Origin of the sequence: Saccharopolyspora shandongensis (assembly GCF_900106995.1) — a bacterium.
GTDB classification, from domain to species: Bacteria; Actinomycetota; Actinomycetes; order Mycobacteriales; family Pseudonocardiaceae; genus Saccharopolyspora; species Saccharopolyspora shandongensis.
Genome location: NZ_FNOK01000036.1, coordinates 86,568 through 99,647 on the forward strand (window position 1 = coordinate 86,568; position 13,080 = coordinate 99,647).

A 13,080-nucleotide genomic window follows, 5' to 3' on the forward strand; every position below is an offset into this window, starting at 1 on the left:
GAGGCAGCCATGAGCAAGGCGGACCAGACCGAATTCCGCCCGGGCCTGGAGGGCGTGGTCGCCTTCCAGACCGAGATCGCCGAACCCGACCGCGACGGCGGCGCGCTGCGCTACCGCGGCGTGGACATCGAAGACCTGGTGGGCACGGTTTCCTACGACGATGTGTGGGCCCTGCTGGTCGACGGCAGATTCGGCGACGGCCTGCCGCCCGCGGACGACACACCGCTGCCGGTCCGCACCGGCGACGTGCGGGCGGACGTCCAGGCGGCGCTGGCGATGACCTCGCCGGCCGCCGGTTTCGCGCCGCTGCTGGACATCGACGACGCGCAGGCCCGCGCGCAGCTGGCGCTCTCCAGCGCACTCGGGTTGTCCTTCGTGGCTCAGTCCGCGCGCGGAGATCAGCCGCCGGTTCCGCACGCCCGGATCGCGAAAGCGGCCACCGCCACCGAGCAGTTCCTGACCCGGTGGCGCGGCGAACCGGACCCGAAGCACGTGCAGGCGCTCGACGCGTACTGGGTATCGGCAGCAGAGCACGGGCTGAACGCCTCGACGTTCACCGCCCGCGTGATCGCCTCCACCGGCGCCGACGTCGGCGCCTGCCTCTCCGGCGCGGTCGGCGCGATGTCCGGGCCGCTGCACGGCGGCGCCCCGGCCCGCGTGCTGCCGATGATCGAGGAGGCCGAGCGCACCGGCGACGCGCGCCGGGTGGTGACGTCGATCCTGGACCGCGGCGACCGCCTGATGGGCTTCGGCCACCGCGTCTACCGCGCCGAGGACCCGCGCGCCCGGGTGCTGCGCAACACCTGCGACCAGCTGCGCGCGCCGCGCTTCGAAGTGGCCCGCGAGCTGGAGCAGGCCGCCCTGGCGGTGCTGCGGGAACGCCGGCCGGACCGGCAGATCGAGACCAACGTGGAGTTCTGGGCCGCGGTGGTGCTCGACTTCGCGCAGGTCCCGACGGCGATGATGCCGGCGATGTTCACCTGCGCCCGGCTCGCGGGCTGGTCGGCGCACGTCCTGGAGCAGAAGCGCACCGGCCGCCTGGTTCGCCCGTCGGCGCAGTACACCGGCCCGGACCCGCGCTCGCCGCAGGACGTCGCGGGCTGGGGCTCGATCGATCAGCTGACCGCCTCGGTGTAGCCGCGCCCGCGAAGCGAACGGACCGTTCACCTCGGCCACCGGGGCGAACGGCCCGTTCACCTCGAACCACCTCCCGGCAGCGGTAGCGTGGAGTGGTGACGGTCACATCCGGCGACGCGCAACGGCGGTTGCACGTCGAGTACGCCGAAGCGCTGGAGGCCGACGCGGAGACCAGCGGCGAGCAGTGCAACGACCTCGTCGAGGCGGCGGACTACTGGCACTTCGCTGGCGAGCACGAGCGCGAGGAGCGGGCCCTGCGCGTCGCGGCCGAGGTCGACGACGACAGCAACGTGCTCCACGGCCCGGCCGCCTACGCGAAGTTCCTGCTGACCCACGGGCGGCGCGCGGAGGCCGAGGAGCGCTTCGCGCGGCTGCTCCGGGAGGGCTCGAACTGCGAGTGGGCGTACGTGACCGCGTCGGTGGCGTACCAGCTGGTCGACGAACCGCAGGAGGCGTTGCGCTGGCTCAACATCGGCGTCAACCGGTTCGTCCCGAGCCTGGACGCCGAGATCGAGATGGGCGATGCGGGCTCGGAACTGCTGCGACAGCGCAGCCTCCTGCGCCGCGAGCTGGACCTGCCGTCCGACGGCCTCGACGAACTCCACGACCGGCTGACCGAGCACGGCCGCCAGATCGGAGCGCGGATCGAGAACATCCGGCGGCACGACGAGGACCCGGCGATCCTCTTCTGGCCGGCGGCGGATTTCGCCGAGATCCAACGACAACGGCCGGACTGGTATCCGGACACCGAGCACCTGGAGCACCGCCGGGAGGCCGAGCGGGCGCTGCGGCAGCGCCCGGAGGCCGCGGTGGTCGTCGGCTCGTTCGAGGCGCTGGTGGGCTTCGCGGCGTCGCGCGGCATCGCCCTGGACGAGCAGGCCACCCGCGCGGAGTTCGCCGCGGAGGCCGTCCGCCGCGGCCTGGCCATCGCCTGGCCGCCGGGCCGCAACGACGCCTGCTGGTGCGGCTCCGCGCGCAAGTACAAGAAGTGCTGCGGCGCCCCGGGCTTCGCCTGACCAAGATCCGGATGCTGTTGGCCAACGGCCCACGTCCGCAGTAAGTTGCGGTGCGGCTGTTGGCAGCACCGGGGTCACGACCCCGAAACCCTGCTGCAACACTTGAGCCGAGCCGGCAAAGGCGCCGGTCATCAGGCCACTGGCGCGCGGGAGGCACTGCCCCGCCACCTGCACAGTCACCACAACAACGCCCGGAGGCGCCGGCATGACGCAGGCCGAAATCGACCCGACGACCCTGAAGCTGCCCGAGGAATTCAAGCCCGCCGACGGCCGGTTCGGCTGCGGCCCGTCCAAGGTGCGCGACGAGCAGCTCGCGAACCTGGCCGGCGCGGGCGCCGCGGTGATGGGCACCTCGCACCGGCAGAAGCCGGTGAAGTCCCTGGTCGGACGCATCCGGGAGGGACTGCACGAGCTGTTCTCGCTGCCGGAGGGCTACGAGGTCGTGCTCGGCGTCGGCGGCACCACCGCGTTCTGGGACGCCGCGACGTTCGGCCTCGTCCGCGAGCGGTCGCTGCACCTCACCTACGGCGAGTTCTCCTCGAAGTTCGCCAAGGCCGCCAAGACGGCGCCGTTCCTGGGCGACCCGGTGGTGGTCTCCGCCGAGCCGGGCGACGCGCCGGAGCCGGTGTCGGACCCGTCCGTCGACCTGATCGGCTGGGCGCACAACGAGACCTCCACCGGCGTGATGCTCGCGCCGACCCGCCCGGAGGGCTCGGAGAACGCGCTGATCGCGATCGACGCCACCTCGGGCGCGGGCGGGCTGCCGTTCGACGCGGCCGACGTCGACGTCTACTACTTCGCGCCGCAGAAGTGCTTCGCCGCGGACGGCGGGCTGTGGCTGGCCGCGATGAGCCCGGCGGCGATCGAGCGGATCGGCGAGATCGGCGCGTCCGACCGCTGGGTGCCGGAGTTCCTGTCGCTGCCCACCGCGCTGGACAACTCCCGCAAGGACCAGACCTACAACACCCCGGCGGTCGCCACGCTGTTCCTGCTCGCCGACCAGATCGAGTGGATGAACGGCCAGGGCGGGCTGGACTGGTGCGCGCAGCGGACCCGCGAGTCCTCGCAGCGGCTGTACTCCTGGGCCGAGGCGTCGGAGTACGCCACGCCGTTCGTGGCCGACCCGGCGAAGCGCTCCCAGGTGGTCGGCACGGTCGACTTCGCCGACTCGATCGACGCCGCCGCGGTGGCGAAGGCGCTGCGCGCCAACGGGATCGTGGACACCGAGCCGTACCGGAAGCTGGGCCGCAACCAGCTGCGGGTCGGCATGTTCCCGGCGATCGACCCGGACGACGTCACCGCGCTGACGAAGTCCATCGACTGGGTGGTTTCGGAGCTTTCCTGACACGCTGAGCCGCCGGGATCCGCACAGATCCCGGCGGCTTTTTGCTCAAAATCACACCACTAAGTGAACTTTCGGGCACTAGCGGTGATCTTCCCCGAAAATGAGTGGTTTTACCCGTTCGCTCAGGTGGCGTCTTTCCGGCAAGATCGAAGGCGGAGAGAGCGACCAACAACGAGACGACGTGCCCGGCGTGCCTCCCGCGTCAAGGCGGCGCGCCGGGTTACGGTCACAGCTTGGTGACATGTAGGTCGGCGGGAGGCTGGCGTATGCGAGCGCTGCGAGTGGTCGGGCTCGACGAGGACGGTGAATCCGTCATCTGCGAGGACCCGGAGAACGGCGAGCGCTTCACCGTGCCCGCCGACGAACGACTGCGTGCCGCCGCCCGCGGTGACCTCACCAGGCTCGGCCAGGTCCAGATCGAGATGGAAGCCCAGATGCGGCCCCGGGAGATCCAGGCCCGCATCCGCTCCGGCGCGTCCGTCGCCCAGATCGCGGAGGCCTCCGGCATCCCCGAGCACCGGGTCGAGCGCTACGCCTACCCGGTGCTGCTCGAACGCGCCCAGATCGCCGAGATGTCCCAGCGCGCGCACCCGGTCCGCGAGGACGGCCCGGACGTCCAGACCCTCGGCGAGGTCGTCGCGCACACCTTCGGCATGCGCGGCCACGACTACGCCGAGGCCAACTGGGGCTCGTGGCGCGGCGAGGACGGCAAGTGGGTCGTCCAGCTGACCTGGCAGGCCGGGCGCTCGGAGAACCGCGCGCACTGGGTCTTCCACCCCGGCGCGCACGGCGGCACCGTCGCGGCGCTCGACGACCACGCGGCCGACCTGCTCGACCCGTCCCCGAACCGCCCGCTGCGGACGGTCCGGCCGGTCACCGAGCTGGCCCGCGAAGCGCTGCAGCTCGACCAGCAGGCGCAGCCGGTCCCGGAACGGGTGGAGGAGCCGGTGGTCGCGCAGCGACCGGAGGCGCCGACCCTCGACCTGGACGCCGGCCTGCCGCCGGCGGAGCCGGTGGCAGAGCCGACGGCGGAGGAGAGCGCCGAAGGCGCGTCCGCCGAGGCGGCGGAGGACGACGCGCAGCGCAAGGCGGAGCCGCGGCGCGGGCGCAAGAGTCATCCGATCGTGCCGTCGTGGGAGGACGTCCTGCTCGGCGTCCGCTCCCACCGCTGACGACCGAACAACCCAACGGGGCCGGGACGAGCTTCAAGCTCACCCCGGCCCCGTTGTCATGTCCACCCCAGTTTCAATTGAGGTTTTTCCAACCTCGATTTGCGTGGCGGTGCGGGTAGCGGAACCTCAGCGCCCGCCTGGACTGTGGGTGCCCAACCTGATGTATGTCCGTTGAAATCGCGGGTTGAACAGGGGTGCCGCTCAGCCGAGGAGGCTGAGGAGGAGGGCGATCCAGGCCGCGACGATGCCCACCGCCGTTCCGTAGGCCGCCCAGCGCCAGACCGGGACGTTGCGGCCCAGCCAGATCGACGGCGCGAATCCCGCGGCCACCGCGATGTTGACCACCGCCGCGAGGATTCCGCTCACGTCCGCCAGGCCTAGCGTCACCACCACCAGGGTCACCGTCACGATCGCGCCGATGATCGTGCTGATCACCAGGCCCGGGCCCCACGGCGTGGGCTGCACCGGGGCGATCGTTCCGCCGCGCCACCCGCGCATCGCGTGCGCCGAGCGCGGTCGGCCGATGCGGTCGAGTTCGCCGCTGAGCGGGTCGACGTAGCCGATCTGGCCGCCGGTCTCCGCCGCCAGGCGCATCGCCAGCTGGCGACCGCGCCGCGAGACGAGCTCCGCCGTGGTGTCCGCGGTTTCCTCGGCCTGCACCGCCTCCACCACGTGTGCCCATTCGTGCAGCGCCGCGACCAGCGAGCCGGGCAAGCGCAGCCGGGCCGGGTCCACCTCCCGGCCGACGCCGCGCACCAGCACCGCGCGACCGGATCGCGCGTGCAGCTCCCAGCCGGTTTCCCGGGCGTCCATCACGTCCCGCTCATCGCGTGGAAGGCGATCGCACCGGCCGTGGCGACGTTGAGCGAATCCACCCCGCTCGCCATCGGGATGCGGACCGCGAGATCCGCGGCCACGATGGCCTCGTCGGTGAGCCCGGGGCCTTCGGAGCCGAGCAGCACCGCCACCGGGCCGCTGTCCAGGGCCGCTTCACGAAGGGATTTCGCATCCGCCCTGGGAGTCAGCGCCGCGATGCGGAAGCCGTTGTCGCGCAATAATTTCAGGTCTTCCGGCCAGGCCCCGAGGTGGGCGAACGGGACGCGGAGCACGTGCCCCATCGACACCCGCACGCTGCGCCGGTACAGCGGGTCCGAGCAGCCCGCGCCGAGCAGCACGCCGTCGACGCTGAGCGCGGCGGCGTTGCGGAACAGCGCGCCGAGGTTCTCGTGGTCACCGATGCCTTCCAGCACCACCAGGCGGCGGGAGCGGGCGATGAGCTCGGCGGGCTCGACGACCGGCGCGCGATCGGCGACCGCCAGCACGCCGCGGTTCAGGTGGAAGCCCACGACGCGCGCCATCACGTCGGCGTCGGTGACATAGGCGGGCACGTCCAGGGCCGCAGCAGCCTCGGCCAGCTCCTCGACGCGGCGGCGCACGCCGAACAGCGCCCGCACCGGGTACGGCGAGGCGAGCAGCCGCTCGACCACCACGACGCCCTCGGCGATCACCAGCCCCCTCCCGCCCGGCCGGTCCGGTCGGCGGTCCGCGCGGGACAGATCGCGGAAGTCGTCGACCCGCGGGTCGTCGACGTCGTCGACCTCGACAATGTGCACCACGCCCGCATTCTCGCACCCGCCGCCAATCGAGTCGGCCCGGCCGATCTCGCGCCGCCGCGCGCGACTCGTGGGACCGGAGGTGCCGGCGAGAAACTCCCGGGAATTCCGGCAAACCACACGGAGATCGCCTATAGAGGCTGTTTTGAATGTCGTGGTGTGAGATGTGGTAGCGCGGGGTTTTCTCTTTGAAGCGGCGCAGCCGCTTGGCCAACCTACGCAACTCGCACCGCCGCGGGTGCTCAGGGGTCTTCTCGCGAGGATAGCCCCGACGTAGTGAATGGCATTCATGATGACGGGGATCCCGCAGCGAGAAGGCCGCAGTAACTCCCGCAGGGGGCCGCCACCCGCACCGCCACGCAGAGCAAGTTCGGAAGCACGCTCTATCGGCTTCGGGGCACGCGGGAGGAGTAGGTTCCGCAGCATGACTCGACTCGGCGACACTGAACTCGACGTCTTCCCCATCTGCCTCGGTGGCAACGTGTTCGGCTGGACGGCGGATCGCGACGCCACCTTCACCGTTCTGGACCAGTACGCCGCCGCGGGTGGCAACTTCATCGACTCCGCCGACAGCTATTCCGCTTGGGTGGACGGCAATTCCGGTGGCGAATCCGAGACCTTGATCGGCGAATGGCTGCGCGCCCGCGGAAACCGCGACGACATCGTGGTCGCCACCAAGGTCGGCAGGCTGCCGGGCCGCATCGGCCTGTCCGCGGCGAACATCAAGGCCGCGGCGGAAGATTCGCTGCGCCGCCTGGGTGTCGACCACATCGACCTCTACTACGCCCATGGAGACGATGACCCGTCCATCCCGTTGGCCGAAACCCTGGCCGCCTTCGACGAGCTGGTGCGGGAGGGCAAGGTCCGCTACATCGCGGCGTCGAACTACACCGCGCCCCGACTCGCCGAGGCGCTGGCGGTCTCCCGCCGCGAGGGGCTGGCCGCCTTCTCCGCGCTGCAGCCGCACTACAACCTCGTGGAGCGCGGCGAGTTCGAGGGCGAGCTCGCCGACCTGTGCGCACGGGAGAAGCTGGGCGTGCTGCCGTACTACGCGCTTGCGATCGGGTTCCTGACCGGGAAGTACCGCCCAGGCGGGGACAGCTCGGACAGCCCGCGGGCCGAACGCGCCCGCGCCTACCTGGACGAGCGCGGTGTGAAGGTGCTCACAGCGCTGGACGAGATCGCGACACTGCGTGACGTTCCGGTGTCGTCGGTCGCGCTCGCCTGGCTGCTCGGGCAACCGACCGTGACCGCCCCGATCGCCAGCGCCCGCAACACCGAGCAGCTCGCCGACCTGCTCCCGGCCGCCGGGTTGGAGCTGACCGAAGCCGAGCTGGAGCGGCTCACCGACTCCTCCGATTGATCACTCTCCGCGCCGCGCGTGACACCGTTTTGGCCGCTGGTCCCCCGGGTACCGATGTGTCACGGTGGTTTCCCCAGCGCTGCGCGCTGACGTGCTGCCGATCAAGCGGGGAGACGGCATGGGACGGCACGTGGACAATCAAGCGTTCAAGCCAGTGGACCGGCAACGGTATCGGAACAAGATGCAGCGCGGCCTGGACGCCCTGGCCCGGATGCTCGCCGAGGGCAATTTCTCCTTCCCCCACCAGCAGATGGGGCTGGAGATGGAGCTGTGCCTGGTGGACGAGCAGATGGAGCCGTCCATGTCCAACGCCGTGGTGCTGGAGAAGATCAGCGAGCCGGTGTTCACCACCGAGCTCGGCCAGCAGAACATCGAGCTCAACGTGGAGCCGCAGGTGCTCGCGGGCGACAGCGCCCTGGAGCTGGAGTCCCGTCTGCGCGCAGCGCTGCTGCGTGCAGACGGCGGGGCGCACGACGCGGGTGCGAAGATCGTCATGATCGGCACGCTGCCGACGTTGCGCAGCGCGCACTTCGACCCGAACTGGCTGTCGCGCAACCCGCGGTACTCGCTGCTGAACGAGCAGATCTTCCTGGCGCGCGGCGAAGAAATGCTGCTCGACATGGAGGGCGTGCCGCTGGACGACTCGCAGCCCGAGAAGCTGCGGTCCTACGCCGATTCGATCCTGCCGGAGTCGGCGTGCACGTCGGTCCAGCTGCACCTGCAGGTGTCGCCGGAGGACTTCGCGGCGCATTGGAACGCCGCGCAGTGCCTGGCCGGGGTGCAGGTGGCCATCGGCGCGAATTCTCCGTTCCTGCTGGGCAAGGCGCTGTGGCACGAGACGCGGATTCCGCTGTTCCTGCAGGCCACCGACACGCGTCCGGTGGAGCTGAAGAACCAGGGCGTGCGGCCGCGGGTGTGGTTCGGCGAGCGGTGGATCACCTCGATCTTCGACCTGTTCGAGGAGAACGTCCGCTACTTTCCGGCGCTGCTGCCGGAACCAGAGGAAGAGGATCCGCTGGCGGCGCTGGACTCCGGCCGGGCGCCGACGCTTGCGGAGCTGCGGCTGCACAACGGCACCATCTGGCGCTGGAACCGGCCGGTCTACGACCTGGTGGACGGGGTTCCGCACCTGCGGATTGAGAACCGGGTGCTGCCGGCGGGGCCGTCGGTGGTCGACATCGTCGCCAACGCCGCGTTCTTCTACGGCGTCCAGCGCGCGCTCACCGAGCAGGACCGGCCACTGTGGACTCAGATGTCGTTCGCGGCGGCGGAGGAGAACTTCTACGCCGGGGCGCGGCACGGCTTCGAGGCGCACCTGTACTGGCCGAGCGTCGGCTGGGTGTCGCCGGACGAGCTGGTGATGCGCCGCCTGCTGCCGATGGCGCACGACGGCCTGCAGGCGTGCGGTGTGTCGGACGCGGCCCGCGAACGCTACCTGGGCGTGATCGAGAAGCGGTGCCTGGCGAAGCGCAACGGCGCGACGTGGCAGCGGGAAACGGTTGCGCTGCTGGAAGATCGCGGCGCGGACCGGCGCGGAGCGCTGGCGGGGATGCTGCGCCGCTACATCGACCTGGCGGACAACGGAGACCCGGTCCACACCTGGCCGGTGGGCTGAACTTCCCAATTTTGCCTAAAATCGGGAGCCGATCCGCGCTAACTGGGCTCCCGATTTTGCCTAAAACTGGAAACTCCTCCACCTTCGATAGTGGTGCGTTTTCCCTGAGAGCATCGGCGTTGCACGTCAGAGGGCTCCGTCGACGTCGAGGGTGGGGCGGCCGTTGTGGTGAGCCAGGCGGGCCCTGATTCCGAAGACCTCTGCGAGCAGGTTCTCGTCCAGGACTTCGGTCGGGGTTCCCGTTCTGGTGACCGCGCCCTCGTGGAGGACCACGATGCGGTCGCAGAACTCCGCCGCATGGCGGAGGTCGTGCAGCGTGATCAGGACCGTCAGCCCGTCGCTCGCCAGGTCGCGGAGGAGGCGGAGGATGCTGTACTGATGCCGCAGGTCCAGGTGGTTCGTCGGCTCGTCGAGCACGAGGACCCGCGGCTGCTGCGCCAGCGCACGCGCGATCGCCGCTCGCTGCCGCTCGCCGCCGGACAGCGTGCGCACATCTCGTTCCGCCGCGTCCAGAAGTCCGGTGGCGCGCAAGGATTCGTCGACGATGCGGCGATCCGCCGCCCGCATCCGCTCCAACAGGCCCAGATGCGGCAACCGGCCCTGCGTCACCACTTCGCGCACGGTCAGCGCCGCGCGGTTCTCGGTTTCCTGCACCGTGGCAGCCAAGATCCGGGCCAGCTCGCGCCGCCCGGGCTGGTCCTGTCCCGCCACTTCGATGGTTCCGGCCGTCGGCTCGATCGCCCGGTACAGCGCGCGCAGCAACGTCGTCTTGCCGCTGCCGTTCGGGCCCACCAGCCCGAATACCTCGCCCTCCCGCACCTCGACGTCCACATCGGACAGAAACGCGCGGCCACCCAGCTCCACGCGCGCTCCGCGCACCCGCACGCTCATGCGATCCTCCGCTGCCGCCGGAGCATGATCAGGAACAGCGGCCCGCCCACGATCGCCGTGAGCACCCCGACCGGCAGTTCGGACGGCGCGACGACCAGCCGCGCCACCAGATCAGCCAGCACCAGGAACACCGCGCCCAGCAGGGCCGACACCGGCAGCATCCGCCGCGCCTCGGCTCCGACCAGGAAGGTCGCCGCGTGCGGCACCAGCAGCCCGACGAACACGATGCCGCCCGCCACGGCGACCGCGGTACCGGCCAGCAGCGAAATCCCGACCAGGCAGGCCGTCCGGAACACCCGGGCGTTGAGCCCGAGGGCGGCGGCCGCGTCGTCGCCGCCGTGCAGCACGTTCATCCAGCGGCCCGCCGCCACCGCCGCGATCAGGCCGATCACCAGCACCGCCGCGGGCACCGGCAGCGACTCCCAGCGCGCGGCCCCGAGCCCGCCGGTGATCCAGAACAGCACCTGCTTGGCCTGGTCCCCGGTCGCGAAGACGTGCAGCACCAACGAAGTCGCCGCGTAGGCCACCTGGCCGACCGCGAGCCCGCCGAGCACCAGCGTCGTCACCGATCCGGAGCGCCCGGCCACCGCCAGCACCACGACCAGCGCCAGCAGCCCGCCGAGGAACGCGGCCACCGGCAGCCCCAGCGCCCCGGCGCCAACGCCCAGCACCATCACCAGCGATGCCGCGAAGCCGGCGCCTTCGGACACTCCGAGCAGGTAGGGGTCGGCCATCGGGTTCGCGGTGACCAGCTGCGCGATCGCGCCGGAGAGCGCGAGCGCCGCGCCGACGACGATGCCGGTCACCACCCGCGGCATCCGCGAATCCCACACGATCGCGGCCCGCACCCGCGTCCAGTCCGCGTCGATCCAGGGCGCCACCGGCTCCAGCACGATCCGCCAGACCTGGTCCAGCGGCAACCGGACCGAGCCCAGCGACACGGCCAGCCCGCCGATCACCACCAGCGCGACCAGCAGCACGGCGTGCACCAGCACCAACCGCGCCCTCATGCGCCGTGCAGGTCCCGGGCCAGCCGCTCGACGGCGTCGGGGAACCGGATGCCCTCGGTCAGCTCGACGAGCGGGATCGTGCTGAACCGCTGCTCGCGAACCGCAGGCGTGCCCGCCGCAAGCGGATGCCCGGTCAGGTACGCCTGCTTGCTCTGCACCGGAGCGGCCAGGTAGTCGACGAGCACGATCGCCCGTGGGGCCCGCGCCGCCACCTGCTCCCAGCTGACGTCGGCGAAGACCTTCGGCACATCGCCGAAGACGTTGCGTCCACCGGCCCGGCGCAGCGCATCGTTCCCGACGCCGTTGCCGCCGAGCGTGAAGGCGGCCTGCTCGCCGGAGTCGTAGGCGAAGACGTCGACCGGCTCCGCGCCGGCCAGCCGCTCCTCGACCGCGCGCACCCGCTGCTGGATGCCGGCCGCGACCTGCCGCGCGTTCTCCTGCAGGCCCAGCACCTCGCCGAACATCGCGATGTCCGACAGCAGCGTGTCCATCCCGGCCGGGTTCGCGGCGCAGGACTCGGAGAGCAGCAGCGTGCGGATGCCGTTGTCCTCGAACGTCTTCCGGCTCCGGCCCTCCGTTTCGTCGAAGGCGCTGCTGTAGCCGCCGACGACCAGGTCTGGCTCGGCTTCGAGGATGCGCTCGTAGGACGGGTACTGGTCGGCGAGCAGCGGCACCCGGGCGTACGCGGCGGCCACCGACGCCGGCGGCGCGAGATCGTCCGGGTAGGCCGTGCCGACCAGCCGATCGCCCAGGCCGAGCGCCAGCAGGATCTCGGTGGCGTGCTGGTTGAGGCTGACCACGCGCTTCGGCGGCTCGGGGAACACCTCGGTGTTGCCGCAGTTCTCGATGCGCAGCCCGTCGGCTTGCGGCTCGGCGTTGGCGCAGCCTGCGAGGGACAGCGCGACTAGGACGAGGACGAATAAGCGGCGCATCTTGCCTTCCAGGGCGGATGAGCCTGCGCCGAAGCCGGGGCCGCGCGGGCGGCCGCGAGTCCCTGACCCCGACCGCAGACCACGGCGGTCGTCGGAGTCATCCCTCGCGAGCGGGTGATCGGGCTCGCCGCGCATTCGCGCGGCCTACCGTTGCGGGTCAGCGCCGGACTTCGACCGGCTTCCCCCGCTCGCAGGGGTCTGCCCAGGATGCTGCACCACGCGTCGAAGCGGGTCAACCGGGCAGTTTCCCCCGCGCCGCAATGTTTTCGCTGTTCATCGCCGTCGCAGTGAGGACTCGCCCGCCAGGTGAGATCAACGCCTCCATCCGGCTCAGTTGCCATAAAGTGGCAGTAGCTAGAGTCTGTCGATAGCGAAGGGAGACGCTCAATGGCGCAGCAGTACGTGTTGCCGGAGTTGGATTACGACTACGCGGCGTTGGAGCCGGCGATCGCCGGTGAGATCAACGAGTTGCACCACAGCAAGCACCACGCGGCGTACGTCAAGGGCGCCAACGACACGGTGGAGAAGATCGCCGAGGCGCGGGAGAAGGGTGACTTCTCCTCCATCGTGGGGCTGGAGACCACGCTGGCGTTCAACCTGGCGGGGCACTCGCTGCACCTGGTGTGGTGGAAGATCCTCTCGCCCAATGGCGGGGACAAGCCCACCGGCGAGCTGGCGGCGGCCATCGACGAGGACTTCGGTTCGTTCGACAAGTTCCGCGCCCAGCTGGAGGCCGTGTCGACGACGATCCAGGGCAACGGCTGGGGCGTGCTGGCGTGGGATCCGGTCGGTCAGCGGCTGATCACCCAGCAGCTGCGGGATCACCACTCGAACCTGTCGATCGCGACGACGCCGCTGCTGGTGTTCGACATCTGGGAGCACGCGTACTACCTGCAGTACCGCAATGTGAAGGCGGACTACGTCAAGCACCTGTGGAACGTCGTCGACTGGGACGAGGTTTCCAAGCGCTTCGCCGACGCCCGCGC

The 13,080-nt window shown here is 70.9% G+C and carries 12 protein-coding genes and 1 riboswitch; of the genes, 7 read left to right on the top strand and 5 right to left on the bottom strand.

Features of this window, described 5'->3' with window-relative positions; translation table 11 throughout:
• The first annotated feature begins 9 nt into the window (after window positions 1-9).
• From BLW84_RS30190 to sepH, 4 genes are all read left to right on the top strand, one after another.
• On the top strand, window positions 10-1,137 hold the full coding sequence (locus BLW84_RS30190; RefSeq protein WP_093272129.1) for a citrate synthase 2: 1,128 nt from the start codon (window positions 10-12) through the stop codon (window positions 1,135-1,137).
• 95 nt (window positions 1,138-1,232) lie between these two features.
• Window positions 1,233-2,153, top strand: coding sequence for an SEC-C domain-containing protein (locus tag BLW84_RS30195; RefSeq protein WP_093272132.1), 921 nt, complete (start codon window positions 1,233-1,235; stop codon window positions 2,151-2,153).
• 205 nt (window positions 2,154-2,358) lie between these two features.
• Window positions 2,359-3,498 (top strand): phosphoserine transaminase, encoded by a 1,140-nt coding sequence (gene serC, locus BLW84_RS30200; protein WP_093272134.1) that lies wholly within the window; start codon window positions 2,359-2,361, stop codon window positions 3,496-3,498.
• Window positions 3,499-3,764: 266 nt separating this feature from the next.
• Window positions 3,765-4,670, top strand: a complete 906-nt coding sequence (sepH, locus tag BLW84_RS30205; RefSeq protein WP_093272137.1) for a septation protein SepH — start codon at window positions 3,765-3,767, stop codon at window positions 4,668-4,670.
• A 201-nt stretch (window positions 4,671-4,871) separates the two neighbouring features.
• Here the strand turns inward: sepH and BLW84_RS30210 are convergent, their stop codons facing one another.
• Together BLW84_RS30210 and BLW84_RS30215 are read right to left on the bottom strand one after the other, a co-directional pair.
• Window positions 4,872-5,483, bottom strand: coding sequence for a DUF2537 domain-containing protein (locus tag BLW84_RS30210; protein WP_093272138.1), 612 nt, complete (start codon window positions 5,481-5,483; stop codon window positions 4,872-4,874).
• Complete coding sequence (locus tag BLW84_RS30215) at window positions 5,483-6,286, bottom strand: TrmH family RNA methyltransferase (RefSeq protein WP_093272141.1); 804 nt, start codon at window positions 6,284-6,286, stop codon at window positions 5,483-5,485. Before BLW84_RS30215 ends, BLW84_RS30210 begins: the two co-directional genes overlap by 1 nt.
• Before the next feature lie 421 nt (window positions 6,287-6,707).
• Here BLW84_RS30215 and BLW84_RS30220 point away from each other — a divergent pair, with 421 nt between their 5' ends.
• Window positions 6,708-7,646: an aldo/keto reductase gene (locus BLW84_RS30220; RefSeq protein WP_093272143.1), complete on the top strand. Its 939-nt coding sequence runs from the start codon at window positions 6,708-6,710 to the stop codon at window positions 7,644-7,646.
• A gap of 118 nt (window positions 7,647-7,764) precedes the next feature.
• A complete protein-coding gene (locus BLW84_RS30225; protein ID WP_093272176.1) occupies window positions 7,765-9,261 on the top strand; it encodes a glutamate-cysteine ligase family protein in 1,497 nt (498 codons plus the stop codon).
• A gap of 126 nt (window positions 9,262-9,387) precedes the next feature.
• On the opposite strand, the gene BLW84_RS30230 is transcribed toward BLW84_RS30225, so the two are convergent.
• Genes BLW84_RS30230 through BLW84_RS30240 form a run of 3 tightly spaced genes read right to left on the bottom strand, consistent with a single transcriptional unit; the run spans window position 9,388 to window position 12,094 of the window.
• Complete coding sequence (locus BLW84_RS30230; RefSeq protein WP_093272146.1) at window positions 9,388-10,152, bottom strand: ABC transporter ATP-binding protein; 765 nt, start codon at window positions 10,150-10,152, stop codon at window positions 9,388-9,390.
• Complete coding sequence (locus BLW84_RS30235; protein WP_093272148.1) at window positions 10,149-11,162, bottom strand: FecCD family ABC transporter permease; 1,014 nt, start codon at window positions 11,160-11,162, stop codon at window positions 10,149-10,151. The genes BLW84_RS30230 and BLW84_RS30235 overlap by 4 nt, the downstream gene beginning before the upstream one ends.
• Window positions 11,159-12,094 carry an ABC transporter substrate-binding protein gene (locus tag BLW84_RS30240; RefSeq protein WP_093272150.1) on the bottom strand — a complete coding sequence of 312 codons (936 nt, stop codon included), beginning with the start codon at window positions 12,092-12,094 and terminating at the stop codon, window positions 11,159-11,161. The genes BLW84_RS30235 and BLW84_RS30240 overlap by 4 nt, the downstream gene beginning before the upstream one ends.
• A gap of 92 nt (window positions 12,095-12,186) precedes the next feature.
• Window positions 12,187-12,330, bottom strand: a riboswitch (cobalamin riboswitch).
• A gap of 151 nt (window positions 12,331-12,481) precedes the next feature.
• Here BLW84_RS30240 and BLW84_RS30245 point away from each other — a divergent pair.
• Window positions 12,482-13,080 (top strand): superoxide dismutase (locus BLW84_RS30245; RefSeq protein WP_093272153.1); only part of this gene is annotated, 599 nt, incomplete at its 3' end.

Coding starts and splice junctions, on each gene's coding strand:
- BLW84_RS30230 (WP_093272146.1), bottom strand. CDS start 10,152: ATGAGCGTGCGGGTGCGCGGAGCGCGCGTGGAGCTGGGTGGCCGCGCG.
- BLW84_RS30235 (WP_093272148.1), bottom strand. CDS start 11,162: ATGAGGGCGCGGTTGGTGCTGGTGCACGCCGTGCTGCTGGTCGCGCTG.
- BLW84_RS30190 (WP_093272129.1), top strand. CDS start 10: ATGAGCAAGGCGGACCAGACCGAATTCCGCCCGGGCCTGGAGGGCGTG.
- BLW84_RS30225 (WP_093272176.1), top strand. CDS start 7,765: ATGGGACGGCACGTGGACAATCAAGCGTTCAAGCCAGTGGACCGGCAA.
- serC (WP_093272134.1), top strand. CDS start 2,359: ATGACGCAGGCCGAAATCGACCCGACGACCCTGAAGCTGCCCGAGGAA.
- sepH (WP_093272137.1), top strand. CDS start 3,765: ATGCGAGCGCTGCGAGTGGTCGGGCTCGACGAGGACGGTGAATCCGTC.
- BLW84_RS30210 (WP_093272138.1), bottom strand. CDS start 5,483: ATGGACGCCCGGGAAACCGGCTGGGAGCTGCACGCGCGATCCGGTCGC.
- BLW84_RS30240 (WP_093272150.1), bottom strand. CDS start 12,094: ATGCGCCGCTTATTCGTCCTCGTCCTAGTCGCGCTGTCCCTCGCAGGC.
- BLW84_RS30220 (WP_093272143.1), top strand. CDS start 6,708: ATGACTCGACTCGGCGACACTGAACTCGACGTCTTCCCCATCTGCCTC.